The organism is Candidatus Tenderia electrophaga (assembly GCA_001447805.1).
GTDB lineage: Bacteria > Pseudomonadota > Gammaproteobacteria > Tenderiales > Tenderiaceae > Tenderia > Tenderia electrophaga.
On sequence record CP013099.1, the window covers coordinates 265360 to 291684 of the forward strand.

At 62.2% G+C, this 26325-nt stretch carries 23 protein-coding genes and 1 pseudogene; 7 read left to right on the plus strand and 17 right to left on the minus strand.

Annotation, left to right across the window (positions count from 1 at the left end):
* Positions 1 to 105 precede the first annotated feature (105 nt).
* The 14 genes and pseudogenes from Tel_01255 to Tel_01320 all read right to left on the minus strand — a co-directional run bounded on the left by Tel_01255 (position 106) and on the right by Tel_01320 (position 14379).
* Positions 106 to 933 carry a hypothetical protein gene (locus tag Tel_01255; protein ALP51874.1) on the minus strand — a complete coding sequence of 276 codons (828 nt, stop codon included), beginning with the start codon at positions 931 to 933 and terminating at the stop codon, positions 106 to 108.
* Positions 933 to 1343: a hypothetical protein gene (locus Tel_01260; GenBank protein ID ALP51875.1), complete on the minus strand. Its 411-nt coding sequence runs from the start codon at positions 1341 to 1343 to the stop codon at positions 933 to 935. The genes Tel_01255 and Tel_01260 overlap by 1 nt, the downstream gene beginning before the upstream one ends.
* The gene (locus Tel_01265) at positions 1340 to 1759 is read right to left on the minus strand and encodes a hypothetical protein (GenBank protein ALP51876.1); all 420 of its coding nucleotides are present in this window, start codon (positions 1757 to 1759) and stop codon (positions 1340 to 1342) included. Before Tel_01265 ends, Tel_01260 begins: the two co-directional genes overlap by 4 nt.
* Positions 1722 to 2456 (minus strand): flagellar motor protein MotA, encoded by a 735-nt coding sequence (locus Tel_01270; GenBank protein ALP51877.1) that lies wholly within the window; start codon positions 2454 to 2456, stop codon positions 1722 to 1724. The genes Tel_01265 and Tel_01270 overlap by 38 nt, the downstream gene beginning before the upstream one ends.
* Positions 2457 to 2470: 14 nt before the next feature.
* On the minus strand, positions 2471 to 3580 hold the full coding sequence (locus Tel_01275; GenBank protein ALP51878.1) for a hypothetical protein: 1110 nt from the start codon (positions 3578 to 3580) through the stop codon (positions 2471 to 2473).
* Between the two features lie 26 nt (positions 3581 to 3606).
* Positions 3607 to 5790 (minus strand): hypothetical protein, encoded by a 2184-nt coding sequence (locus Tel_01280; GenBank protein ALP51879.1) that lies wholly within the window; start codon positions 5788 to 5790, stop codon positions 3607 to 3609.
* A gap of 321 nt (positions 5791 to 6111) precedes the next feature.
* On the minus strand, positions 6112 to 6777 hold the full coding sequence (locus Tel_01285; protein ID ALP51880.1) for a hypothetical protein: 666 nt from the start codon (positions 6775 to 6777) through the stop codon (positions 6112 to 6114).
* A 533-nt stretch (positions 6778 to 7310) separates the two neighbouring features.
* Positions 7311 to 8105 (minus strand): phosphate import ATP-binding protein PstB, encoded by a 795-nt coding sequence (locus tag Tel_01290; GenBank protein ALP54687.1) that lies wholly within the window; start codon positions 8103 to 8105, stop codon positions 7311 to 7313.
* Between the two features lie 35 nt (positions 8106 to 8140).
* Positions 8141 to 8972: pseudogene (locus Tel_01295) on the minus strand (phosphate ABC transporter permease).
* Positions 8965 to 9834: a phosphate ABC transporter permease gene (locus Tel_01300; protein ID ALP51881.1), complete on the minus strand. Its 870-nt coding sequence runs from the start codon at positions 9832 to 9834 to the stop codon at positions 8965 to 8967. Before Tel_01300 ends, Tel_01295 begins: the two are co-directional and overlap by 8 nt.
* Positions 9791 to 10600 carry an ABC transporter substrate-binding protein gene (locus Tel_01305; GenBank protein ALP51882.1) on the minus strand — a complete coding sequence of 270 codons (810 nt, stop codon included), beginning with the start codon at positions 10598 to 10600 and terminating at the stop codon, positions 9791 to 9793. The genes Tel_01300 and Tel_01305 overlap by 44 nt, the downstream gene beginning before the upstream one ends.
* Positions 10591 to 11106: a hypothetical protein gene (locus Tel_01310; GenBank protein ID ALP51883.1), complete on the minus strand. Its 516-nt coding sequence runs from the start codon at positions 11104 to 11106 to the stop codon at positions 10591 to 10593. Before Tel_01310 ends, Tel_01305 begins: the two co-directional genes overlap by 10 nt.
* On the minus strand, positions 11097 to 12140 hold the full coding sequence (locus Tel_01315) for a methyltransferase type 11 (GenBank protein ALP51884.1): 1044 nt from the start codon (positions 12138 to 12140) through the stop codon (positions 11097 to 11099). Before Tel_01315 ends, Tel_01310 begins: the two co-directional genes overlap by 10 nt.
* Before the next feature lie 76 nt (positions 12141 to 12216).
* Complete coding sequence (locus tag Tel_01320) at positions 12217 to 14379, minus strand: pyridine nucleotide-disulfide oxidoreductase (protein ALP51885.1); 2163 nt, start codon at positions 14377 to 14379, stop codon at positions 12217 to 12219.
* Between the two features lie 580 nt (positions 14380 to 14959).
* Between Tel_01320 and Tel_01325 the strand changes: the two genes are divergently transcribed.
* The 7 genes from Tel_01325 (at position 14960) to Tel_01355 (ending at position 23309) form a co-directional block, all read left to right on the plus strand.
* Positions 14960 to 17122: a glycogen debranching protein gene (locus tag Tel_01325; GenBank protein ALP54688.1), complete on the plus strand. Its 2163-nt coding sequence runs from the start codon at positions 14960 to 14962 to the stop codon at positions 17120 to 17122.
* A 255-nt stretch (positions 17123 to 17377) separates the two neighbouring features.
* Positions 17378 to 19009, plus strand: coding sequence for a hypothetical protein (locus Tel_01330; protein ALP51886.1), 1632 nt, complete (start codon positions 17378 to 17380; stop codon positions 19007 to 19009).
* 52 nt (positions 19010 to 19061) lie between these two features.
* Complete coding sequence (locus tag Tel_01335) at positions 19062 to 20114, plus strand: tryptophan tryptophylquinone biosynthesis enzyme MauG (GenBank protein ID ALP51887.1); 1053 nt, start codon at positions 19062 to 19064, stop codon at positions 20112 to 20114.
* A gap of 34 nt (positions 20115 to 20148) precedes the next feature.
* Positions 20149 to 20484 carry a methylamine utilization protein gene (locus tag Tel_01340; protein ID ALP51888.1) on the plus strand — a complete coding sequence of 112 codons (336 nt, stop codon included), beginning with the start codon at positions 20149 to 20151 and terminating at the stop codon, positions 20482 to 20484.
* A 26-nt stretch (positions 20485 to 20510) separates the two neighbouring features.
* Positions 20511 to 21164, plus strand: a complete 654-nt coding sequence (locus Tel_01345; GenBank protein ID ALP51889.1) for a hypothetical protein — start codon at positions 20511 to 20513, stop codon at positions 21162 to 21164.
* A gap of 147 nt (positions 21165 to 21311) precedes the next feature.
* The gene (locus tag Tel_01350) at positions 21312 to 22529 is read left to right on the plus strand and encodes a hypothetical protein (protein ALP51890.1); all 1218 of its coding nucleotides are present in this window, start codon (positions 21312 to 21314) and stop codon (positions 22527 to 22529) included.
* Positions 22530 to 22607: 78 nt separating this feature from the next.
* Positions 22608 to 23309, plus strand: a complete 702-nt coding sequence (locus tag Tel_01355; protein ID ALP51891.1) for a hypothetical protein — start codon at positions 22608 to 22610, stop codon at positions 23307 to 23309.
* 190 nt (positions 23310 to 23499) lie between these two features.
* Here Tel_01355 and Tel_01360 read toward each other — a convergent pair whose 3' ends face one another.
* From Tel_01360 to Tel_01370, 3 genes are read right to left on the minus strand one after another with little or no spacing between them, the layout of a single operon-like run.
* Positions 23500 to 24777, minus strand: a complete 1278-nt coding sequence (locus Tel_01360) for a dihydroorotase (GenBank protein ID ALP51892.1) — start codon at positions 24775 to 24777, stop codon at positions 23500 to 23502.
* Complete coding sequence (locus Tel_01365) at positions 24777 to 25763, minus strand: hypothetical protein (protein ALP51893.1); 987 nt, start codon at positions 25761 to 25763, stop codon at positions 24777 to 24779. Before Tel_01365 ends, Tel_01360 begins: the two co-directional genes overlap by 1 nt.
* 23 nt (positions 25764 to 25786) lie before the next feature.
* On the minus strand, positions 25787 to 26299 hold the full coding sequence (locus Tel_01370; GenBank protein ALP51894.1) for a hypothetical protein: 513 nt from the start codon (positions 26297 to 26299) through the stop codon (positions 25787 to 25789).
* Positions 26300 to 26325 lie beyond the last annotated feature (26 nt).

Here is a 26325-nt window from a genome sequence, read left to right on the forward strand (position 1 = left end):
TTCGCCGGTGATTGCGTGCCGACGGCATCGCGCTGCATCACCGAATAGGCGAACTTGGCCGCGGCACCGGCCGGGTATCCCGGTTCCAGGCGGTTGGTTCGCCGCTCAGCGCAGCGCGAAGCGCACCGGCACCACCACCTCCAGCTGCGCCTGCGCCAGCTCTGCCGGCAGCGGTGGTAAAGGCCGGGCGCGTTCCAGCATCTCCCTGACCTCGCGGTCCAGCAGGCGGTGGCCGCTGCTGCGCTGGATGCGCGCATCGATCACCGTGCCGTCGCGCTCGATGACGAAATACAGCAGCGCCGTGCCTTCCTGACGGCGCAGCTGCGCCCGGCGCGGATACTGGCGATGCCGTTCCAGCCAGGCCTGCAGGCGCGCGAAGTAGTCCGCCTCCAGGCCGACGGCGCCGCCGCCCTGTTGTTGCGGCGCCGCGGCCTGCGCCGTTTTCGAGGGTTCTGTCGCCGGCGCCGGCTGGGGATCGCGCGCTGCCGCTGGGGTCTTGGACGGTGCCGGCGCGGATGTGACCTCGGCGGCGGGGGTGGCCGGCTCGGCTGCGGGCCGCGGCTCGGGTTCGACCAGGGGCTCGACCAGCGGCTCTGGCTCGGCCAGCGGCTCGGGCACGTTCTGTGGTTCCGGTTCGATCTGCGGTTCAGTCTCGGCGACAGGGGCTTCGGTCGGTTCGGGCTGCGCCGGGGGTTTACGGTCGGCCTGCGCTTCGGGCGCCGCTTGAGCGTCGGGTTCGGCTTGGGACTCGGCCTGCACGTCGGTCTCGGGCGCTGCCTCGGCCGCCACCGGCGCCAAGGCGATCTCGAGCCCGCCGGCACCGGCGGCGCGGCTGCCGCGCTCGGGCGGCGCCTGGAGCAGCAGCGTCAGCCCCGCATGGGCCGTGAGGGCCAGGCCCAGCGCGGCGAGCCAGTGGCGTCGCCCCGGTTCCATCAGTCGCGCTCCAGGGTGAGCAGCTGGATCGTCTCCACCCCTACCCGGCGCAGCGCTTCCATTACCGCCACCAGCCGGGTGGCCTCGGCGCGACTGTCGGCCTTGATGCGCAAGCTGGCCGGCGCCGCGCCGTCGGCGCTGAGCCGCGCGCCCAAGCCCGCCAGGGAGACCGTCTCCTGCCCCAGTGCCAACTGGCCGTCAGCGCCGATGTGCAGCAGCGGCGCCTCCTCGTCGGCCGGGCCGCCGGCGCTGGCGGCGGGCGGCTCGACCTCGAAGGGGGTCACCTCGGTGAAACTGCCGACGATCATGAAGAAGATCAACAGCAGGAACACCACGTTGATCAGCGGCAGGATGCGCTCGTCGTCATCCTGTCCGGCGCGGGCCGGCGGGGTGAACATGGGATGTTTCACGGCGCCTCCGGGATCAGGGCGACGCGGCGGGCGCCCGCCGCCTGTAATTGCTCCAGCGCATCGACGGCGGCCTGCAGCGGCACGCCGGCGCCGGGCTGCACCAGGACGGCCGATTCGGGCCGCTGCGCCAGGTGTTCGGCCACGCGGCGCTGCATGTCCGCGCGGCTGACAGCGGCGCCGTCCAGATACCAGCCGTCAGGGCGCAGCGCCAGCCGCAGCGGACGCTCGGCATCAGCTACGGCGGCGCCGGGCGCCGGGACATTCACCTCCAGCATGCGCCAGTCGAGAAAGCTCGAGGCCAGCATGAAGAACACCAGCAGGATGAACACCACGTCGATCAGCGGCGTCAGGCTGACCAGCGGCCGGCGCCGGGCCGGTCTAGTGAGAAACGGCGACGGCGCGGTCATGGCCGGCATCGGCGGACGCCTGGATAGCGGCGATTGCAGCATCCCGACCCAGATCAACGGTGAACATCTGGGTCACGGCGTCGTTCATGTCATGGGCCAGGCGCTCCACCCGGCGCTCGAAGAAACTGGCCAGCGCCACCACCGGGATGGCCACTCCCAGGCCCACGGCGGTGGTGAGCAGGGCCTCCCAGATGCCGCCCGACAGCATGGCCGGATCGATGCGCGCACCGGCGTTCTGCAACTGCTGGAAGGCCTTGATCATGCCCATCACCGTGCCCAGCAGGCCGAGCAGCGGTGCCAGGCTGGCGATCACCTCCAGCGGGCGCTGGTAGGCGCGCAGCCGTTCCAGACAAGCGGCGCCGACGCGGTAGACCTCCTCGCGCACACGCGCCTCGTCCAGCTCGCGCTGCCGGCCGCGCAGGGTCAGGGCCAGCAGTTGCGCCACCGGGTTGGGCGAATTATCGGCCAGGCGCAGGGCCTCCTGCGCGCGGCCGCCGCGGTACAGCGCCAACACCTGGCGCGGCAGGCGGCGCTCGCCGATGCGCACGGCGTGGAACTGATACAGCTTCAGCAGCACGATGGCCAGGGCCAGCACCGACATGGCCAGCAGGATCGCCACCACCGGTCCCCCCACCTCCAGCCATTGCGCCAGCTGCGCCAGGCGACCGTCGAGCGTACCCGGCGCGGCCGGGAGTGTGTTTTCCATGGTCGATCCTCTATTTACGATTGCGATTGATATTGCGCTTGAAAGCGCGCCGCCGGGGCGCGCCGCCGGCGCCACCAGACATAGCCGCCGGTGCCCAGCAGCAGCGCCGGCAGCAGGCCGATGGCCAGCACCAGCAGGCGTCCCGGCAGGCCGAAGGCGGTGCCGATGTGCAGCGGATATTTGTAATCCGAGGCGCGCACGCCCAGCCCCGCCGTGCGCCAGTCGTGCACCTTAAGCACGGCGCCGCTGCGGGGATGGATGGCGACGAAGCTGCGCCCGTTGGGGTGGCTGTTGGCGGCGAAGCGTTGGCGCACCACCGCCGGTTCATCGGCACGTTGCGGAAACTTCACCGAGACCAGGTGCGCCCCGGGCAGGGCCGCGTCGGCCCGCGCCAGCAGCTGCGACAGCGGCGCCCGGGACGTCGCGGTCACCGTCTCCGCGCCGGGCAGCATCTTGGGCAGATCGGCTCGCGGCCCGCCCAGAGTGGCGAGCAGGGCGGCGGTGATGGGACCGTGAAACACCAGCATGATGCCGGTCACCACCGGCACCAGCAGCAGCGGCCAGGTCAGCGCCCCCGCCACCCGGTGCAGGTTATACAGGCGCGGCAGCAGCGGCGCACTCCAGCGCAGCTTGAAACCGCTGGCCATGCGCCCCCGCCCCGGCCACCACAGCACCACGCCGCTGATCACCATGCCGAGCAGAAACAGGGCCAGCACGCCGGCCACGGTCTCGCCGAGCTCGCCGGCCAGCAGGTGCACATGCAGGTCCCACAGCAGCCCCATGGCGCCGCCGTACTGGTCGCGCGTGCCGAGGACCTCGGCCGTGTAGGGATCGACGAAGACATTGAACACGGCGTCATCCTCGCCGACGCGAAACACCAGCGCTGCATCGGCAGCGTCCGGCAGGCGCAGGGCCTGCAGCGGCGTGTCGGGAAAACGCGCCTGCACCGCGGCCACGGCAGCGTCCACGTCCGGCGGCAGGGCTTGCGGCGCCACCCGTAGCAGCTGTGGATTGAGCCCGCGGTCGATGGCGTCGCTGAACACCAGCACGCTGCCGCTGAGCCCCGCCAGGGCCGCCCACAGGCCGACACTCAGCCCCAGCACCTGATGCAAATTGCGCAGCATCCGTTTCATCCCGTCCCGTCCCGGTCTCAGAAGCGGTTCTCGTAGCTCAGGGTGAGGGTGCGGCCGCGCCCGGCGAAATAACGCGCATCCAGGTTGGTGGCGGTCTGCGAGTAATAGGTGATGTACTGCTTGTCGAACAGGTTCTCCACCCCGAGCTGGAAGTTGCCGACGCCGGTCTGCTTGGCCAGGGCCAGGTCCACCAGACTGTAGCCGTCGAAGTTCTGATCTGCCGGCGTCGCCTCACCCTCGAAGTCGCGGTCGAAGAAATGGGACAGCTGCAGACGGCCGCTGACCGGCAGGGCGGCCTGCTCGTCCCACTCGACGTAGAGATTGAGGCGATCCGGGTTGATGTTGTTGCCGCCCAGGTCGGTATCCACGTCGCCGTCGCCGTCGGAGTCGTATTCACCGCGGATGTGGGAATACAGCGCGCCGATGCGGCTGCTGTGCGTCAGCGTGCGGCTGGCGGCCAGTTCGAAGCCCTGGATCTCGGTGCGTTCGCGGCGCACCTCGAAGATGCCGCCCACGTTCTGCAGCCGCGACCCCAGATCCGAGTCGGACCAGAAATAGGCCATGTGTAGGTTCAGCGCGCCGTCGTCATAGTCGGCGCCCAGCTCGCGGTTGTCGGAAATCACCGGCTCCAGGGTCAGCAGGTCATCGACGTTCTGACCGGCGCCGCTGACGCCGCGCAACACCCGGCCCACGTCGGGCATGGTGAAGCCTTCGGAATAGGAGCCGTAGAGCGACCAGTCGGCGCCCACGTCGACCACCAGACCGATGTTGGGCAGCACCTCGTCGAACTCGGGCGAACCGCCCTGCACCGCGACGCCGCCGGCGCCGGCGATGGTGGTGAAATCGTCCACCTCCAACTGCGCCTGTTCGTAGCGCAGCCCGCCGCTCAGGGTCGCCCGGCCGTCGGCCAGCTGCTGGTTGAGTTGCACGAAGGGGGCCCAGTTCTTGAAGGTGGTCTCGGGCACCCATTCGCGGCCGGTCTGGGCCAGCACCTGTTTGGTCTCGTCCTGCAGATAGTCCATGCCGCCGCTGACGTTCAGGCCCTCGAGGCCGACGTCGTCGTGGCTGTAGCTGAGCTTGACACCGTGCTTGCGCGACTCGTTCTGGGACTGGTCGAACAGGGTGCCGTCGGGGGCGATGGAGGTGTCCTGGAAGGTGGCGAAGGTGCCGCCGCCGAACAGGGCGGCGAAGTCCTGATAGAACAGCTGGGCACGCAGCTGGCCGCCGCCCAGTGCATCATGGCGGTAGTCCAGGGTGGCGGTGGTGACATCGTTCTCGGCCGGATCGCCCGCGGGGCTGCCGGACTCCACGGTGGCCGGCCGGCCGCTGGCGCGGTCGCCGTCCACGGAGGCGTAATCGCCGTTGCCGCGCAGGCGGAAGTCATTGAGCATGAACTGCAGGCGTTGCTGCGGCGCCAGGGCATAGCCCAGCTTGAAGAACAGGTCGCGGCTGACGGAATCGGCCAGGTCGCCCTGGGTGGTGTCGATGCCGATCGGGCGGCCTTCGCCGTCGAAATAGAGCCCGCGGCTGTGATAGGTGCCGCCCACGGTCAGGTCGGTGTCGCCGAAGGTGCGCCCGCCCAGGTAGACGGCCTTGTAGCCCAGCCCGTCGCTGTCGAAATCATCCGGCGCGGTCATGCGCAGCTTGATGCGGTGGCTCCAGGTGTCGGACTGGGCCATGTCGCGGGTCTGGAGATTGATGATGCCGCCGGCCGCGCCCATGCCCTGGATGGCGTTGGAGCCATTGACCACCTCGATGCGCTGCAGCAGATCGGGGTCGATGGTGTGGCCGTCACGGGCGCTGTCGCGCAGCGGGTTGCTCTGCGGCACACCGTCGACCATGTAGAGCGGACTGCGGCCGCGCAGGGATTCGCCCGCGCTGGTGAGCTTCTGGCGGCTGGGCGAGAAGTTGGGCACCAGATTCCCCAGCACGCCGGACAGGTCATCGCTTACCACGGTCTGATTCTCCAGCGCCTGCTGGTCGATGATGGTCACCGTATTGGGCACCGCCGAGGTGGACGGCGGCAGGCGCAGCGCCTCCACCTGCAGGGTATCGAGGCGCATCAATTCGCCGGACGCGCCTGCAGCGGCGGCGGAATCGGTCGCGTCCTGACCCTGGGCCGGTCCGGCCAGGGCGGCGGCGACGGCGGCCAATACGGTAAGGCGGGGGATGGAAACGGGCTTGGCAATACGATGTGACATCAGACGACTCCTGCTATTGTTATGAATCGCGACGCTGTCAGGAGTGGCCGGGCGCGCAAACGGACCGCGCTCGGCATGGAGAAACCTCCTGCACAGGATAAGCGATGTTTTCAGACGACGGAGCTGGCTACTTGGCCGCGGCGGGCTTAGATGGCTGGCGAACAAATCATTACCCGGAAACGTATCCGGTTTATCGTAATGATAACGATTCGTATTCTAGTTTCGAGGGGGGATGGTGTCAAGCCGTCCCCGGCCGCCGCGACGGCGACGGCCGGGGACGGGTCGGTCTTTGCGGTCGACTTCGGCGCCGACACGATCTGTTTAAATGGAAGCCAACCCGCAGCGATCAAGAATACACAGCCGGGTGCGGTCGAAATCCACCAGGCGCAGGCGGCGGAAATCTCCCAGCGTGGCAGTAACGGTCTCGCGCGTCGAGGCGATCAGCGTGGCAAGGTCGTGGTGGGTCAAGCGCACGGGAATGGGGGCCGGCTCCGGCGTGTCCCCGGCGAGCGACAAGAGCACATGGGCCAGCCGAGCCGCGACACTGTGACTGGCGATGCGCTGCATTTGCGCCTCGGTCCAGCGCATGCGCAGCGTCAGCCGATGGAGCAGCTGTTCCAGCATCGCTGGATCATCCTTGAGCGCACGCTTAAACCGGTCTGCGCCGATGCATTGCACCTCGCAGGGGGTGAGCGCGACCAGGGTGTGTTGCCGCCGCATGTCGTAAAGCACCTCCGTCTCGCCGAACATCTGGCCGGGGCCCAAAATCGCCAGTGTGAGTGCCCGCCCGCTACTGGCATCGAATGATAGACGCGCCCAGCCGCGGTGAATCAGATAGACATGGCTTGCGGGCGTGCCCGGCGCGCTGATCAGGTCGTGCCTGAAGTAACGCCGTGGACGGGTGGCATCCATATGCCCGCCCATGTCGTACCGAATGGGCGGTGGGGGTGCCGGGATATCGCTACGATATTCGAAAAAGGCCGCCATGTCGCTTCATCCCTGAAGGATCGTGCATTAATTGGGGCGTGTTGTTACCCCCTCCTTGTTCAGCATCACATCAGCATTTCACCCCCGCCGAGTCGTCGCGCGAAAAGTGGGGTGACGCTTCATGATGGCATTCAGTCTCGATGATTGGTCGTTAACCGGTATGTTTTCTTACAGCGGGGGTATATCTTGTTGTCGCTAGCGCCGGAAAGGTAAGTGGTATGGCCGTGATAGGCCGTTCGCTAAATGTACCGCCGTAGCCGCCTACGACTGGAAGCGCCCAGTGTCCTTGTTGAGGTGATGTTTTGCGAAGTCGCCGCTGTCCGAATCGGCGTCGATTCTGATGTTGCTGAATTCGAGCGCTGTCTCTAAACCGCATTTCTCACCGGGACCGTGGCCGAAGGCTTGGGCTTCCCTCAACGTGCAACTACCGCTACGTTTTACCCTAAAGGGCACAAGCGCCCCCAGCGCGGCGCCTACGAATCCTTGCGCCTGCTGCCGCGGTCCCGGTGGGAAATGCGGGCTGCATAAGGTTCCTATCCCTGTAGCCCGGACACATAAGCCGCCGTCAGCGGATGCGCCGGGGTTTCAAACAGTGGGCGGCACTGGCCGAATTCGATCAATTTGCCGACTTGCTCCTTCATCCAGAAAAAGGCGGCGTAGTTGGCGATGCGCCGCGCCTGGGCGAGGTTATGAGTGACGATAACCACGGTGTAATGCCCGCGCAGCCGTTGAATGAGTTCTTCCACCACGCCCGAAGAAATGGGGTCGAGGGCACTGCAAGGCTCGTCCATCAGCAGTACCGCGGGTTGCAGCACTAGGGCGCGGGCGATGCAGAGGCGCTGTTGCTGGCCGCCGGAGAGCGCCAGCGCCGGTCTGTCGAGACGGTCGTTCACCTCTTCCCACAGACCGACATCGCGCAGTGCGGTTTCGATTTTATGCTCTATCACATCGCGACGGCGGATACCGTGTTCGCGTAGCGGCAGCTCCAGGTTGCGGCGGATGGAGAGGGGGAACGGGTTGGGTTTCTGGAAGATCATGCCGATGCGCCGCCGCAGTGTCAGCACGTCCAGGTCTGGATGAAACAGATCGTCGTCCTCAAATTGTACTTCACCTGTGACCGTCGCCGCCGGTATTAGATCGGTGAGGCGATTAAGCGCACAAAGAAAGCTGGTCTTGCCGCAGCCCGAAGGGCCGATGAGGGCGGTGATGCAGCCCCGGTAGATGTCGAGTGAGACCTCATCCACAACAGTCGTATTGCCGTAGGCGATAGAAAGATTGAGAATGCGGAGATGGGGTATCGGTTCGCAGCAAGGTGGCCCCGACTCCATATTGCCAAGGGTATAAATAGTTTTATTTTCGTCGTTCATGTTGTGATCCTTTTCTTTACCCACCGTTCGGAGAGAGCGAGCGCGCCGGCATTGATGACGACGATCAACGCGATCAATACCAGGGCCGACGCATACGCCGCTTGGTCGCCGCCGGTGACGTTCATGGATAAATCGTAGATGTGGACAGCCAAGGCGCGGCCCGAGTCGGAGAGCGATTCGGGCATCCTGTCCACGTAACCGCTGGTGAAGATCAACGCCGCCGTCTCCGCCGTGGCGCGGCCGATGCCAAGCAGCAGTCCGGCGGTAATGGCCGGGGCAGCGGCGGGGAGCAGGATGTGCCAGAGGGCGGCGGCGCGGGTCATGCCCAGGGCGTGGGCACCGCGGCGCCAGTCGTCGCTGACGGCGGTGAGGCCCGCCTCGCTAGTACGGATCAGGATCGGCAGGATCATGCAGGCCAGTGTCAGTCCGCCGGACAGGATGGAGAAGCCGAGTTTGAGATAGACGCAAAAGAAGGTGTAACCAAACAGGCCGAAGACGATAGAGGGGACGCCCGCCAGCACATCGAGACTCAAGCGGACGCCGTGAGCGAACCTGCCGCCCTGGCGGGTGTATTCGGCGAGCCAGATGGCCGCACCCAAACCGAGTGGAATGGCGGCTGCCAATGCCACGGCAAGGATTAACAACGTGGAGACGAGGATCGGCGCAATGCCGCCGGAACGCCCCCGCATTCTCCGGTTCCGAGATCAGAAACGACCATGAGAGGTGCCCCGCGCCCTGCCAAATCAAATCGCCCAACAGCCACATGAATATCGCGGCCAACAACAGTGCCGCGCTCCAGACGGCGAGCGTAAACATGCGGTCAGCCACGGCGCTCGCTCCTGGCTGCCAAGCCGGCCAACACCAATACCATCAACGTCAACAATAACCCCGAGGCGAACAGCCCGGCGCGGTGGTCGCCGGTGGCGTAGGCCATTTCCAGCGCGATGTTGGCCGTCAGCACGCGCACCGGCTCAAACAGCCCGGTGGGGTTTTGCACCACATTGCCCGCCACCATCAACACCGCCATGGTTTCGCCCAGTGCTCGCGCGGTGGCCAGCAACACACCGCCGAGGATGCCGCTGTGCGCCGCCGGAATCGCCACACCTGTAACGATGCCCTTACGCGTCATGCCCAGTGCGGCCGCACCGTGAAGCAATGCGTCGGGCACGCTGCGCAATGCGGCGCTGCTGGTCAGTGCAACAGTCGGCAGGATCATCAGCGCCAGAATGACGATGGCGGTGAAGAGGCTCGCGCCCGGCGGTTGCCAGCGGGCGATCAGCGGCACCAGTACGGTCAGGCCCCAGAGTCCGAAAACTACCGATGGAATGCCGGCGAGCAGCACTACCATCATTCGGTAAACCCTGGCTAACATCGGCGCCGCATAGAAGTATTCGAATAGCGCACCGGCCAAGCCGAATGGTGCGGCGATAATAATCGCGCCACAGGCGACGGCGAGTGTTGCCCACACCATGGGCATCAGACCGAAGCTGCCTTCGAGCGGATGCCAGCTCTGGTCCGATACAAAACGCAGCCAGCCGCCGTTACTTAATACCGGCCACGATTCGCGCAGCAAAAAGATCAGCACCAGCAACAGAAGCAGCGCTGCGCCCGACGCTGTCAGCGCCAGTAACGGCGTCAGTTTGCGATCAGCGTTGCGGTGCGACAAAGTACTGGGACTCGATAAGATCATCGACGGCACCCGATTGGGCGAAATCGATAAAGCGTTGCGCCAAGGCTGAGGGTTTGCCTTTGGTTGCCAGATTGAGCGGACGCGAAAGTGGAAATCTGTGATTGCGTACGTTCTCCACGCTGGCAGCAATTCCCGCCATGGGCAGCAGTTTGATGGGTGTGCCGCGCGCCGCCTCGAACTCGGCGGTACCGACGGAGACATAACCGATGGCATTGGGATTGCCGGCCACGGTCTTGATCCCCTGCTGGTTGTCACCGATGATGACATGCGGTTTGATGGCGCTATTCTTCAAACGAAAGTGCTGTAGAAACAGCTCCAGCGTCGAGCGTCCCTCCGCCTTATTCACCACGGTGATGCGAGCATCCTCGCCGCCGGCCTCCTGCCAATTGGTGATGCGGCCGGTGTAGATGGCGATCACCTGATCGTCGCTCAACGCGGCAACGGGATTATCTCGATGCAGGATGATGCCGATGCCATCGAGGGCGATGATGTGCGCATCGAGATCCGCTTCCGTAGGTTTTAGTCCGCGCGATGCCATGCCGATGTCGGCCAGCCCCGAACGGGCGTCGATCACGCCGCGTGTCGAGCCGCCGGTCTGCACGTCCACGCGTACGCCGGAATTTTGTTTCTCGAAACGCTTGCCGATCTCCAGCGCCAGGGGCGCAACGGTGCTGGAACCTGTTAGGGTCAGGCGGCTGTCTGCGGCCAGCGTCCAACCGTTCTGAATTAAACTGATAGCAAAAATGCAGGTGGCGATCAGGCGCATAACTCCTCCTGGTTGTTAACGTTCGCCAGGGATCTCATGAATTCAGCCAGCTGTTCGCGGTCCTGCGCATTATAGTTGGCCACCGCTTCAATGCGCGCTTTTAAGGTCTCAAACGTTGCCGCGAAAGCAGCGCGTGTTGCGTCTTCTGAATCGGTAACCGCCGCGGGATCAGGCAGTCCCCAATGGATATGATGGGGCGCGCCGGGAAAACGGGGGCAGGTTTCGTTGGCTGCATTGCCGCATACGGTGATGACAAAGTCCAACTCAGGGGCTTGTTGCCCCTCAAATTCATCCCAGCTTTTGCTGCGAAACCGGCTTGTGTCTGTATCAAGCCGGGCAATCTGTTCCAAAGCAAACGGATTGACCTTGCCCACGGGATGACTGCCTGCACTGTAAGCGCGGAAGCGCCCGTTGCCTGCATGATTAAACAAGGCCTCGCCGAGAATGCTGCGGGCCGAATTGCCGGTGCATAAGATCAAGACGGAGCAGGGTCTGTTTAGCAGCATGATGAACCCTCGCTGTTGTGATCGCCATCGCGGTCAAACGGTATGTTGTCGCCACAGCCTTCAAAAAGTCCGTAGTGACGGCTGAAGTCGCCGATGAAATCGAAATGGTCGGCGAAGCGGGTATCGTGCAACATGCGCCAGGTGTTGCCGCAGACGGGAAAGACCCGATCGGTTTCGATGGTGTGGTGTTTGTCTAGCACAAAGCGGTGCGGATGGTGGGGCACCGTGCCCCGGTAGATCACAGCCTGACCGTAGTCTTCGCAGGCGCTCTCAAGGCCATCGAGTTTGAATAGCCGATAAGTGGCCGAGTAAAAACGGAGGTTGCCCGTGTGCGCCGCCAGTTGCACATCGGTGACGGCCAGCGGCCGATCCTCCACCAGGCGCGAATCGATGAAACCGTGGCGCTGCGCCAGGCGCAGGAAATCATTCCAGTAGAGCGCGCCACCCAGGCATTCGCCATAAAGCACCGGATCATTGCGCACCGCCTCCGGCACGCGGCGGTCGGCGTAGACATCGGAAAAGTAAAACTCGCCGCCGGGCGCAAGCAATCGCTGGATACCCTGCAACACTGCATCCTTGTCCGGCGACAGGTTAATCACGCAGTTGGAGACGATAACATCGAAGCTTTCCGGTTCAAGATCAAGTTCATGCAAGCGTTCAATATAGCCATGTAGAAAACGCACGTTGTCATAGCCGAATGTTTCGACATGATAAGGGCGATGCGCCTCGGCCACGGCCAGTTGTTCCGGCGTCATATCCACGCCGACCACTTCGCCGCCGCTGCCGACAAGCTGCGCCAGCGCATAGACATCGCGCCCCGAGCCGCAACCGAGATCGAGCACCCGGCACCCTTCCAGCAGCGGCGGGCAGACCAGACCGCAACCGTAGTAACGCGACAGCACCTCGGGGTGGATGCGGGCGAGCAGCGGCTTGAGCCAATCGGGCATTTGGGAGGCGTCGCAACAGGCGCTGGTTTTCAGGTCGCCCGAATGCTGTAGTTGCTTGCCGTAATAGTCTTGTACGAGATCATGCATGGTGGTGACTCCTTGATGCACTTCGCGGTAGCGGGCTAAGGGGGTGGATGCGTGATAATAAATAACGTTTCATAGCTTATCCCCGCTTCCAGGTGTGATAACGCTCCAGCCACGCCAGCAGCCGTTGCGGCGCATGGGCGCGCTTCCACTCACCGGCGGCATATTTATTCGCCTCCGCCAGCGTGGGATAGATATGAATAGTACCGAGGATCTTGTTGAGGCCCAGGCCGTGTTTCATCGCCAGCACGAACTCCGCCAGCAGGTCGCCGGCATGTTCCCCGACGATGGTCACGCCGAGGATTCTGTCTTTACCGGGAACGGTGAGCACCTTGACGAAGCCGTAGGCCGCGCCGTCGGCGATGGCACGGTCAAGCTCGTCGATGCCGTACTTTGTGACCTCATAGGCGATACCTTTGCGCTGTGCATCCTGTTCGTTGAAACCGACGCGTGCCACCTCCGGGTCGATGAAAGTGGACCAGGGGATGACGGAATAGTCGGCCTTGAATCGTTTCAAGTCGCCGAACAGTCCATTGACCGCGGCGAACCACGCCTGATGGGAGGCGGTGTGGGTGAACTGGTACGGCCCGGCGACATCGCCTGCGGCGAGGATGTTGGGATAGAGCGTCTCCAGATAGTCATTGGTGACCACGGTACGCTGCGTTTCGATGCCCAACTCCTCCAGGCCGTAGCCTTGCAGGCGCGCAACGCGGCCGACGGCACAGAGCAGGGCATCGAACTCGATGCGCTGTTCAACCTCGTTGTGCTGGACAACGATGAATTTGCGCGCGTCCCCGTTCGCGGTCGAGCGTTCACAGCGCACCGCCTCATGGTGGGTGAGTACGTTGACACCACTCTCTTCCAGGGCAGCCTTGGCAAGCCTGGACACCTCTTCGTCCTCATTGGGCATGATGCGCGGGCCGCGCTGGATTTGCGTCACCTGGGATCCGAGGCGGGCGAAGCTCTGCGCCAGCTCACAGCCGATGGGGCCGCCGCCCAGCACCACCAGTCGGGCAGGGGCGTGATCCAGCTTGGCAAACGCCTCCCATACGGTATCGCTGGTGAGGTAGCCGACCTCTTCGATCCCTGGCAGCGGCGGTACGAAGGGACGCGCGCCGGTGGCGATGACGATGCTGCGGGTGGTGAGCCGCTGCGTGCCGCCGTCCTTGAGTTTGATCTCGACCGTCCAGGGGTCGAGCAGGCGGGCATAACCCTGCAACACCTCGACGCCGAGTTTGGTGTAGCGCTCCACGCTGTCGTGGGGTTCCACCGCGTGAATCACTTTTTGCACACGGGCCATCACCTGGCGGAAGCTGAATCGCGCTTCGCCGCGCTCCAAACCGTAGTGATCGGCGCTGCGGATCTGCTGCGCCAATTTGGCGCTTTTGATAAGGGCCTTGCTTGGGACGCAACCATAGTTCAAGCAGTCGCCGCCCATCTTGTGTGCTTCGATCAAGGTGACTTTCGCCTTCACCGCGGCGGCGATGTAGGCACTGACCAGCCCCGCCGCACCGGCACCGATGACGATCAAGTTGCGATCATAGCGTTTCGGGCGCTGCCACTTGGCGTAAACCCGGCGGCGCCGAATACGGCGTACCACGCTGCGGGCGATCAGCGGGAAGAGCCCGAGCAGGGCGAAGGAGAGTACCAGCTCGGGCGAGAGAATGCCGGAGGGGCTTTCCAGCTGACCCAGCTGGGTGCCGGCATTGACGTAGACCAGGGTGCCCGGCAGCATGCCGATCTGGCTGACCCAATAAAACGTTACGGTGCGCAACGGCGTCAGCCCCATCACCAGGTTGATCAGAAAGAAGGGGAACACGGGTACCAGCCGCAGGGTGAAGAGATAAAATGCGCCGTCCCTGGCGATACCGTCGTTGATCGTCTTGAGCTTGTCGCCGAAGCGTTGTTGCACCGTGTCACGCAATAGATAACGTGATACCAGAAAGGCGAAGGTGGCGCCGATGCTGGACGCGAACGACACCAGCACGGTACCGAAAGTCAGGCCGAACAGGGCGCCCGCGGCCAGCGTCATCACCGCCGCCCCGGGCAGCGACAGTGCCGTGACGACGATATACAGGGCGAAAAAGCTGCCCGCCACCAGCCAGGGTGACGCCGTGAACAAGGCGTCGAAACGCGCCTGGCTCTGCTTCAGCGTCTCGAAGCTCAGCCACTGGTGGAGATCGAAGGCGAAGAAGGCGATGATGAGTGTTGCCAGAAGGAATAGCAGTCCGATTCTTTTCATTGTTTTACCCGGTTCGTGATGGCGTCGTTCTGTTGTTCAATGCGCCGCCGCAAGGCCGGGAGCTCGGTCTGTTGAAGCAGGGGTCGGGTTGCATGCATGGTGATTCTGATTCCTCAAACATCGCAATTGTAATAGCCAGTAGTCGCGCGCACGACTCTTACCTTACAACAATTGTTTTTAATCGGCGCTAAACACTTGCGCATCCGGATGGAAAGCCATCCAGGCGAACCAGAAGCCGGCGCTGTTGGCCAAGATCCTGATGAATGGTGTCTTCGGCTTGCGCGTCAGTGGAAGGACCTATAGGGGAAATCGGGAGGCGCGCAGGGTGGTCGACGGTTTGTTATCGCTGCTGCGGGGATAAGCTGTTTGTGCTCATGCGCGGCAATGTTCCCGGCCGGTGTCGAGTTGAAAGCTAATGCGGCAGTGTCGGGCCTTGCCGCTACACTGTGAGCGCGGCGCCGGGAAGCCGCGTGGATTGATTACAGTATGGCGCGGCTGTAGTACAGTAGTGGGGTGACGCCGCGCCCCGTTTGGGCTGCGGCGGCGAGTGCCTGGATGAGCAAAGGACCGTGCCATGCCGCTGAGCAAAAACCCCTTGGCCGTCTGGCCGGGCCATCCCTATCCCCTGGGGGCCACCTGGGACGGGGAGGGTGTCAATTTCGCCCTCTTCTCCGAGCACGCAGAGAAGGTGGAGCTGTGTCTGTTCGATCCCAACGGGCGGCGCAACACGCACAGCGTCGATATGCGCTGGCAGACCGACCAGGTGTGGCACTGCTATCTGCCCGAGGCGCGTCCCGGCACGCTCTACGGCTATCGTGTCTACGGTCCTTATGACCCCGCCAGCGGTCATCGTTTCAATCCCAAGAAGTTATTGCTCGACCCCTACGCCAAGGATTTGTCCGGCCAGCTGCGTTGGAGCGATGCCTTGTTCGGCTACCGCGTCGGTCATACCGACCAGGATCTGTCCATCGACCGGCGCGACAGCGCCGCCGGCATGTTCAAGTCGTGCGTCATCGATCCCGCCTTCACCTGGGGCGATGACAAACCCTTGCGCACGCCCTGGCACGACACGGTGATCTACGAGATGCACGTCAAGGGTTTTACCGCGCGCCATCCCGATATCCCGCCGCAGCTGCGCGGCACCTATGCCGCCCTGGCCACGGCCCCGGCTATCGAATACCTGAAGCGCCTGGGGGTGACGGCGGTGGAATTGATGCCCACCCATGCCTTCATCGACGACCGCCACTTGCTGCAAAAGGGGTTGAGCAATTACTGGGGCTACAACTCGATCGGCTTCTTCGCGCCGGAGCCGCGCTACAACGCCAGCGGCAACATCAAGGAATTCAAGACCATGGTCAAGCGCCTCCATTCCGAGGGTATCGAGGTGATCCTGGACGTGGTCTATAACCATACCGCCGAGGGCAACCACATGGGCCCGACGCTATGTTTTCGCGGTATTGATAACTGTGCCTACTATCGCTTGAATCACGACGATCGGCGCTACTACATGGACTATACCGGCTGCGGTAATACCCTCAACATGCGCCATCCGCGTGTGCTGCAGTTGATCATGGACAGCCTGCGTTATTGGGTGCAGGAGATGCACATCGACGGCTTTCGTTTCGATCTGGCCTCGGCCCTGGCACGTGAACTGCACGCCGTGGACCGGCTCGGTGCCTTCTTCGACATCATTCACCAGGACCCGGTGCTGTCCCAGGTCAAGCTCATCGCCGAACCCTGGGATCTGGGCGAGGGTGGTTACCAGGTGGGTAATTTCCCCGTGGGTTGGACCGAGTGGAACGGCAAGTACCGCGACACCATGCGCGCCTATTGGAAAGGCGACGGCGGTTTGATCGGCGATCTGGCCTATCGGCTGACCGGTTCCAGCGATCTCTATGAGCGAGGCGGCCGGCGTCCCTATGCCAGTATCAACTTCGTTACCTGTCATGACGGCTTCACCCTGCGCGACCTGGTGAGCTATAACGATAAGCACAATCAAGCCAACGGCGAGGACAACCGCGACGGCGAAAGCCATAATCTGAGTTGGAACTGCGGCGAGGAGGGGGCCACCAACAATCAACACATCAACACGCTGCGGGCGCGCCAGCAGCGCAATTTTCTCGCCACCCTGTTGTTGTCTCAGGGAGTGCCCATGATCACCGCCGGTGATGAGCTGGGCCGCAGCCAACAGGGCAATAACAACGCCTATTGCCAAGACAATGAGTTGGCCTGGATCGACTGGTCACTGAACAAAGAGCAGCGGCAGCTGTTCAAGTTCGTGCAAAGGCTCATCCGGCTGCGCAAAAAGCATCCGGCCTTTCGTCGCCGTTATTTTTTCCAGGGCCGCGACATCTTCGGCGTTGGCGTCAAGGACATCACCTGGCTCAGCCCCAGCGGGGGCGAGATGACCGACAAGGAATGGCACCAGGCCTTTGGCCGCTGTCTGGGCTTATTCCTGGCCGGCGATGCCATCGGTGAGCATGACGAGCGCGGCCGCAAGATCTCGGATGCCAACTTTATCCTGCTGTTCAATTCTCACCACGAGGACCTCCCCTTCCTGCTGCCCGTCGATCCGGCCCTGGCGCGCTGGGAGGTGCTTATCGATACCGGCAGCCTGAATAACGAATCCGTCTCCAGACGGCTTTATCACGCCAAGGAAAAATTTCCCCTGCAGCGCCGTTCCTTCGTGCTGATGAAACAGCTGATCAGTGCGCCCTTGCGGTCCGGCTCCCCGCGCGACTGAATCCCGTCCGACAGTCTGCCGCTTCAGGTTATGAAGCGCTGCGGCGCTTGGCGCCCTGATTCTTCTCGCCTCATAACGGCACGCGCCAATCCCAATTTTTTATCTGGTTGTTTTGTAAGGCGGTGCCTCTAAAGCATTCGCTCCATGTGACGTTATTTCAATGCGAGCGGTAGGGGATCAGGGGGTCGTCAAGTTTTTGAATCCAGTTGCCGTAATCGCAATGTGGAATCGGTGGATTAACCAAGGTCGGTAACAATGATCAATAAATTTGAAAAGCTCCTGGGGAGATTCAGTTGGCGCACCAAGATATTGGCGCTTACGGGCATTCTGGCGATCGGAACCATCGCGGTCGGCGCCATGGGGGCCTACTCGATCCAGAAACTCAGCAAGGAAGTCAATGAGGCCAATGCGCGTTCTGCGGTGCGCATCAATACGGTGGAAGACGCCCAGTTTGCCCTGTTGCGCATGGGCGTCGCCCAGGCCGAGGTCATCGCCCGCGTCGACACCGGTGAGATCCGCGCGGCGTCCATCGCGGCCATCAAGGCCGCCAGCCACCTCGACGAGCAGATCGCCAAACTGCGCGAGGTCTTGCCCGAGAGCAAGGAGGTGGTGGAGCTTCAGGAACTGGTTAAGGAGATCAACCCCAAGCGCATGGAGGTGATCAAGCTGGCACGCAAGGACCGAGACCTGGAGGCGCTGCGCGCGCTGGAGGTGATGCGGCCCCTGTTTAACCGTGTCGACGAGCTGTCGGAAGCGATTATCAACGGTCAGCGCGAATCTATGAAGCAACAGCTGGTGGAAATCCAGAACACCGGCAAACGGACCATCTATATCCTGATGATGTTCGTCGCCGTGGGTTTGATCATAAGCGTGGCCCTGAGCCTGATACTGGCCCGCTTCGCCGTCAAGCCCATGTTCGCCCTGGAGCAGGCCATGGTGGCCCTGTCGCAGGGTGATCTGCGCGTCAAGCTGGATCAGCCCGGCAAGGACGAGGTCGGCACCATCATCAAGGCCATGAACAGCACGGTCTCGGACCTGCATTCCATCATTACCAAGGTACACGGCGGCACCGCCACCTTGAGCAGCCAGGCCGAAAGCGTGGCCCAAAGCGCCGATGATATCCACGGTGTTTCCACCCGCCTGCACGGCAGTGTCAAGGGCATCAAGGAAGATGCCGAGATCGTCATGTCCACCACCAACGGCGCGGTGAGCGAACTCGAGGGTGCGGCGGTCAAGGCGCAGCAATCGGCCGACACCTCCGCGAACATGGCGCACAAGATCAATGATACCGCCGTCAGTTTCGAACGCTTCCAGGAGCACATGGAACACACCGCCCAGGTGACACGCGAACTGTCCCGCACCGCCGAGACCATCACCGCCATTACCAAGACCATTCGCGACATCTCATCCCAGACCAATCTGTTGGCCCTCAACGCCGCCATCGAGGCGGCCCGTGCCGGGGAGCAGGGCCGCGGCTTCGCCGTCGTCGCCGACGAAGTGCGTCAGCTGGCGTCGCGGACCGAAGACGCGACCTCGGAAATCTCCGGTCTGGTGGAGACCATTTCCACCAGCGTCGGCAACGCGGTGCAGCTGCTCGAGAGCTCGGTCAGCGAATCGCGCGAAAACATCGGCCGGCTGAAAGAGGTGTCGGAAGAGACATCAATGAGCCGCGACCAGGCGGTGCATCTGCGCGATGTGATGCATGAAGTGGTGCAGATGATCGGCGAGCAGGAGCGCGCCGTACAGGGTATCAACGAGGCCGTCAACTCACTGCTGGAATTGAGCGGTGAGACTAACAGCCAGACCGAGCTGCTGCACGGCCTGTCGGGCGATCTGAACGCCGCCGCTGCAGATTTAGGGCATGTTGTCGATAAGTTTAAGTTGTAATCAATGCATTAAATTCCGGTTTATCCGGCCATAACATTATGAGGAGGAACTCATGAAAACAGGTGCCTTGCGTCAGAAAAGTCTGACAGGGAAAATTGCCGCCGCGCTGTTCGGGATGTCGGTGGTTCTGGGTGTAACCGCCGCCAATGCGGCACCCATGGAACCCAGCGCCGAGGATATCAAGAAATATTTGCGTCCCATGGAAGTGCCGCAACCGAAAAAGAACCTCAGCACACCCGAACGCGTCGAGCTGGGCAAGTTTTTGTTTTTCGATCCGCGCCTGTCCGGTTCCAATTTCATCAGCTGCGCCACCTGCCATAACCCCGCCATGGGTTGGTCGGATGCCCAGCCCACCGCGGTGGGTCACGGTATGGACACCCTCGATCGGTCAACACCGACCATTCTGAATACCGCTTATCAGCGCTTCCAGTTCTGGGACGGTCGGGCGCGCACACTTGAACAACAGGCCCTGGGGCCGATCGTCGCCGGCGGTGAAATGGCTCAGGAAATGGGTTCGCTGCTTGAAGAGCTGAAGGGGATTCCGGGCTATATCGAGATGTTCGAGGCCGCCTATCCGGGTGAGGGCATCAAGGAAGATACCATCGGCAAGGCCATCGCCGCCTACGAACGCACCATCGTGTCAACCGATGCCCCCTTCGATCGCTGGCTGAAAGGGGTGGATGGCGCCATGAGCAAATCCGCTATCCGCGGCTTCGAAGTCTTCAAGGGTAAGGCCAATTGCACCGCCTGCCATGACGGTTTCAATTTCACCGATAACGGCTTTCACAATATCGGCCTGCCCGACAACGCCGACGAAGGCCGTTTTGGCATCGTGCCGGTGAAAGTATTGAAAGGCGCATTCAAGACGCCGACGCTGCGCGATGTAGCGCTGACCGCGCCTTATATGCATAACGGCCAATACGCCACGCTCGAAGAAGTGGTGGAGCACTACAACAGTGGTGGTAAGCCGACCTTCGATAACCTTGATCCGAATATGAAACCGCTTAATCTTACCAAGCAGGAAAAGCAGGATCTGGTGAACTTTTTGAAAGCGTTGACCGGCGATCCGATGCAGGTCACTGTGCCCCAGTTGCCGGTCAAATAATGCCAGTTATTCAAGGATAGAAAGGAGAAATTTTATGTTAAGCAAGAAAACGGTTGCTGTAGGTCTGGTCACCATGTTGTTGTCGGCTACAGCAAGTGCGGCGGATTACACCGTCGCGCAGAACAACAAGACCTTCAAGAAAGGCGGTGAGAAGGTTGAGAATATGACGATTCAGGCGGGGGATACGGTTCATTTCAAGAATGAAGACCCCTTCTTTCACAACATCTTTTCATTGTCTGACCTCAAGACGTTCGACCTGGGCTCCTATCCGGCTGGCGAGTCAAAGGCGGTGACCTTTGACGAGCCCGGCGAAGCCGAGATCGAATGCGCCATTCATCCGGAAATGTATATGGTGATCGAGGTCCAATAATGAAGTCATCATGGATGATCGTAGGGATGGCGGTACTGGCTATGTTGGTCGGTACCGCCGGTCCGGCGCAGGCAGACGGGCGGGATTCGCGTAAGGATATTCGGGCCGCCAAATCCAATCCGCAGATCAGGGGCGCGATTGTCTATAAGAGCTACTGCGTGCTTTGTCACGGCCATCGTGGCGACGGCATGGCCCGGGCGACCAAGCTCTATGGTCAGGGCAACCTGATGATTGCGATGCGTGATCATGACCTCGCGTTTTACGAAAAAATGGTGCGCCAGGGCGGTCCTGCCGTAGGACGATCCGAGTTTATGCCCGCCTGGGAGGATGAACTGTCGGAAGAACAGATCACCGACGTGATGGCGTATTTGCAGGTGTTGACCGATCCGGTGGTGCGCGGTAGGGCGGTGTTTATGACCAATTGCATCCTGTGTCACGGGGTCAAGGGCAATGGTAAGGGACGCGCTTCCGTGCTCTATGATCCGCCGCCCGCGGATCTGACCCGCAGCGACAAGAATGATATGTATAAAAAAATGATTATCACCATGGGCGGGGCGGCCATGGGGCGCTCGGAAGTGATGCCCCAGTGGGGCTTGCAGCTCAAGGAAGAAGAGATTGACGATGTAATCCTGTATCTGAGAACCATTCTGGTTGACCCGAAAAACAGTAATGCCAACTAGGACTCACGCATGATAACAGCGGGCTTAAGGGCAAGTATCGTCGCTAAAGTAATTGTGGTTTTTTCCACGGCCTTATTGCTGGGTGGTCAGAGTATTGCCGCTGACAATGCTGGCGGTCGGGAAAGTCGGAAGGACGTGCGCAGTGTTATGCAGGCTGCCAAGGATAAGGCAAAGCAGGCCGCGCGCGGTGCGGTGGTGTACAAGGCCTATTGCGTGTTGTGCCACGGTGCGCGAGGCAATGGCAGTTCACGTATGACCAAGTTGCGTAGCGATATCAGCCTCAAGATCGGCAATAAAGCTCTGGATTATTATGACCAGATTGTACGTAAGGGCGGTCCGGCTGTGGGGCGCTCCGAGTTTATGCCGGCATGGGACAGTGAACTTACCCACGAACAGATCGACGATGTGGTCGCCTATTTGGCTTTGGTGAACGATCCGGTGCGTCGCGGTGAGGTGGTTTTCAAGACCAACTGTATCCTATGTCACGGTGTAAATGGTGACGGTAAAGGACGTGCCTCGGAGCTATATGACCCACCGCCGGCCGATCTCACCCGCAGCGAAAAGAACAATGACTATAAACGTATGATCATCACGAGGGGAGGCGCCGCGATGGGGCGCTCGGCGGTAATGCCCGAGTGGGGCTTGCAGTTGAAAGACCAAGAGATTAACGATGTAGTCGCCTATCTTGAAACCATTCTGGTTTCGTCCGCGCCGTCGAGGCTGGCACAGGATATCGTCGTGCCGCAACCGAAATCGAACAGGAAAACCAGGGGGTCCAAGGTCCACAGCGTGGTCCAGGGCGCCAAGGATCAAGCCCATCAGGCGCAGCGCGGCGGTTTGGTATACAAGGCCTACTGTGTGCTGTGCCACGGTGCCCAAGGTAAAGGCGGATCGCGCATGACGAAACTGCATGGTGATCTGCAATTAGAAATTGGCGTGCAGTCGACCGAACATTATCAGTCCATCATTCGTGCTGGTGGCGAAGCTGTGGGAAAATCCGAGTTTATGCCCGCCTGGGAAGACGAGCTTACGGATGAGCAGATCGAGGATGTGGTGGCCTACCTATCCCTGTTGAATGACCCGGTACGTCGCGGTGAAGTGGTGTTCAAGACCAATTGTATTCTTTGTCACGGCGTGAACGGCGACGGCAAAGGCCGCGCGGCGGTGTTGTTTGACCCGCCCCCGGCAGACTTGACGCGTAGCGATAAGAACGATGACTACAAGCGCATGATTATCACCATGGGCGGCGCCGCGATGGGGCGTTCTGACGTGATGCCGCAGTGGGGTTTGCAGCTGAATGACCAGGAAATTCAAGACGTGGTGGCCTATTTGAGAACGATCCTCCTCGTCTCATCGGCCGAGTAACGGCACGTTTCAGGTATCAAAGAGGGTTTTATGTTTGGCGTAATACATGGCTATAAAGTGAATGGAGTCTTGGCGGCGATGGTGCTGGGCCTGTTCTTTTTCCTTGCACCGCTTGGTCAGACGTACGGCGCCGACGATCTCGATGCCGAGCAAAAGAAACAGCTCAAGCATGAGATGAGGGAAAGTCGCAAAGAAATCCGCAAGGTGATGAAACAGGCCCGGGATAAGTCTCACCGGGCCGTGCGCGGCAGCCTGGTGTATAAGGCCTATTGTGTGTTGTGTCACGGCGCCAAGGGCGACGGCAACGCCAAGATGAGAAAGGTCCATGGCGACCTGCCGCTGACAATTACCAAGCGGTCACCCGAGTACTTCCGCAAGATCGTCGTCGGCGGTGGCGAAGCTGTCGGGCGTTCCAGGTTTATGCCGACCTGGCAGGATGAACTGACCGACGAGCAAATAGAGGATGTGGTGATGTATCTTTCCATGATCACTGACCCGGTGCGTCGCGGTGAAATCGTCTTTAAGACCAACTGCATTCTCTGTCATGGCGTCAACGGTGACGGCATGGGGCGCGCCTCGGTGTTGTTCGACCCGCCGCCGGCGGATCTGACCCGCAGCGACAAGAACGACACCTATAAAAAGATGATCATTACCATGGGCGGTGAGGCCATGGGGCGCTCGCCGGTGATGCCCATATGGGGGCAGGAACTAAGCGAGGCGCAGATCGACGATGTGGTCAATTATCTGCGCCACATCTTGGTGGTGCCGCCGCCGGAGTGAAAATAAATTATAGGCGTGCACGCTGACCCGTCAGGGGCATTTATCCACCTTACATACTACGTTGATTGAATGCAGGAGACCCGGCCCGGCGCCGGGTTTTTTGTGCGCGCCCGGCATGTGCGTCCTCCAGGAGGCGCACGCCCTCCCGTAAGTCGGCCACAACGAATCAGGGGACGCGCCACCACCGGGCTTATGTGCGGCTGAACACCAATTCCCCCGCCAGCAAGGTGTGACTGACCCGTCCTTTCATATCCCAGTCGCGAAACGGGGTGTTGTGGCCGCGGCTGAGCAGGTTTGCCGGTGTCACGCGCCAGTACTGCTCGGGGTCGACCACGGTGACGTCGGCGCTGGCGCCGGGGCTGAGGTTACCGGCCTCGATGCCGATGATTTTGGCCGGCGCCGTGGTAACCCGGGCGATGGCGTCCAGGAGTTCCATGCGGTTCTCCTCGGCCAGGCGCAGGGTCAGCGGCAGCAGGGTCTCCAGCCCCGAGATGCCGGAGGCGGTCTCGCGGAACGGGCGTAGCTTGGCGTCGGCCTCGTGGGGCTGGTGATCGGAACAGATGACGCCGACGGTGCCCTTGCGCACCCCTTCGCGCAGGCCCTGTAGATCGCGCTGATGGCGTAGCGGTGGGCGCACATGGCACTGGCTGTCGAATTCGCCGATGTCCATGTCGGTGAGGAACAGATGGTGGGCGGCCACGTCCACGCTCACCGGCAGGCCGTCGTACTGGGCCCGGGCGATCATCTGCAGCGCCTTGGCGGTGGAGATCTGGCTGAAGTGGGCACGCACGCCGGTGTCGGCCACCAGCGCCAAGTTGCGCGCCACCGCAACGGTCTCGGCCGCCTCCGGGATGCCGGGCAGGCCCAGGCGCGTGCTGATGGCGCCCTCGTGGACACAGCCATTGTGACGCAGGCTGGGGTCCTCGGAGAACAGGAACAGGGTCAGATCGAAGGTGGCGGCGTATTCCATGACCCGCTTTTCCACCAGGGGGTTCTTAAACGGCGTCAGGGCATTGCCCACGCCGACGCAGCCGGCGGCCTTGAGGGCGCCCATTTCGCTGATATGTTCGCCGCCCAATTTTTGTGTGGCGGCGCCGATGCTGTAGACATGGCAATAGCCCGCCAACTGGGCGGTCTTGCGGATCAGCTTGGCCACCGCCGGGGTGTCGATGACCGGGTCGGTGTCCGGCGGTGTCACCAGGGAGGTGATGCCGGCCGCGGCGGCGGCGCGGGTCTCGGAGGCGATGGTGCCTTTGTGCTCGAAGCCCGGTTCGCGCAAGCGCGCCGCCAGGTCGACCAGGCCGGGCAATACCAGTCGCCCCTGGGCGTCGATGGTGCGTTCGGCCTCGAAACCTTCCAGACTGTCGGCCACGGCCTCAATCCGGCCGCCGGCGATGTAGACGTTGGTGACACGGTCGAGGCGGTTGGCCGGATCGATGACACGACCGTTCTTGATCAGGATGCGCATCAGCCGTCCCCCCCGTCCTTGCCCTCTTTGGCATGGCTGCCCATGCAGATGGACATCACCGCCATGCGCACGGCGATGCCGTGGGCCACCTGTTGCAGGATCACCGAGCGCGGCCCGTCGGCGACGCTGGATTCGATCTCCACGCCGCGGTTGATGGGGCCGGGATGCATGACGATGGCGTCCGGCTTGGCCTTGGCCAGGCGTTCCTGGGTGAGGCCGTAGAGTTGATAGTATTCGTGCTCGCTGGGCAGCAATTGGCCCTGCATGCGTTCGTTCTGCAGGCGCAGCATGATCACCACGTCCACGTCACGCAGGCCCGCGTCCAGATCGTGATAGACATGCACGCCCAGGGCCTCCACATCCTTGGGCATGAGCGTTTTGGGGCCGATGACGCGCACCTCGGTCACGCCCAGGGTGGTGAGGGCGTGGATCTGGGACCGCGCCACACGCGAGTGCATGATGTCGCCGACGATGGCGACAATGAGGGGATAGAATTCACCCTTCTTCTGGCGGATGGTGTACATGTCCAGCATGGCCTGGGTGGGGTGGGCGTGGCTGCCGTCGCCGGCGTTGATGACGCTGATATGGGGCGCCACGTGGTTGGCGATGAAGTGGGCGGCGCCGCTGTCGGCGTGGCGCACCACGAACATGTCGCAGTGCATGGCTTCCAGATTGTGCAGGGTGTCCAGCAGGGTCTCGCCCTTTTTGGTGGCCGAGGCGTCGATGTTGAGATTGAGCACATCGGCCGACAGGCGCTTGGCGGCCAGCTCAAAGGTCGTGCGCGTGCGCGTGCTGGCCTCGAAGAACAGATTGACGATGGTCTTGCCGCGCAGCAGCGGCACCTTCTTCACTGTTTGATCGGTGACGCCGCTGAGCGAGGCGGCGGTATCCAGAATATCCATCAACAGCTGGCGCTTGAGACCCTCGACAGTCAGAAAGTGGCGCAGGCGGCCCTGTTGGTTGAGCTGGATATTGCGGCGGATCATACGGTTCCTTATTGTATTTATCGTTATTGACCTTCTTTGCGCGCCACCACCAGCCGCAGCGGGTCGGGGCCCTTCAGCTTGACGTTTTCGCCGGGCGCCAGCTCCATCTTGAGGCCCGTCACATCGGCGGCAATGGGCAGTTCGCGGTCGCCGCGGTCGACCAGCACCGCCAGGCTCACCGCCGCCGGGCGGCCGTAATCGAAGATCTCGTTGAGCGCGGCACGGATGGTGCGGCCGGTATAAAGCACGTCGTCCACCAGGATGACATGGCGATCGTCCACGTTGAAGGGCAGGTGCGACGGCTTGACCTGGGGATTCATGCCGATACGGCTGAAGTCGTCGCGATAAAAGGAGATGTCCAAGTGGCCGAGCGGCTCCTTCAGCCCCAGCAGCTCGTGCAGCCGTTGCGCCACCCAGACGCCGCCGGAGTGGATGCCGATCATCAAGGGCTGGTCGATGCCCCGGCGGTCGAGATGCCGGCGCAGCGCGTCGGCGAGCTGCTTGAGGGTGTTGTCGATATCGACGGCTTGGCTCATGATGGCTTCCTTATCGCTGCGGCCCC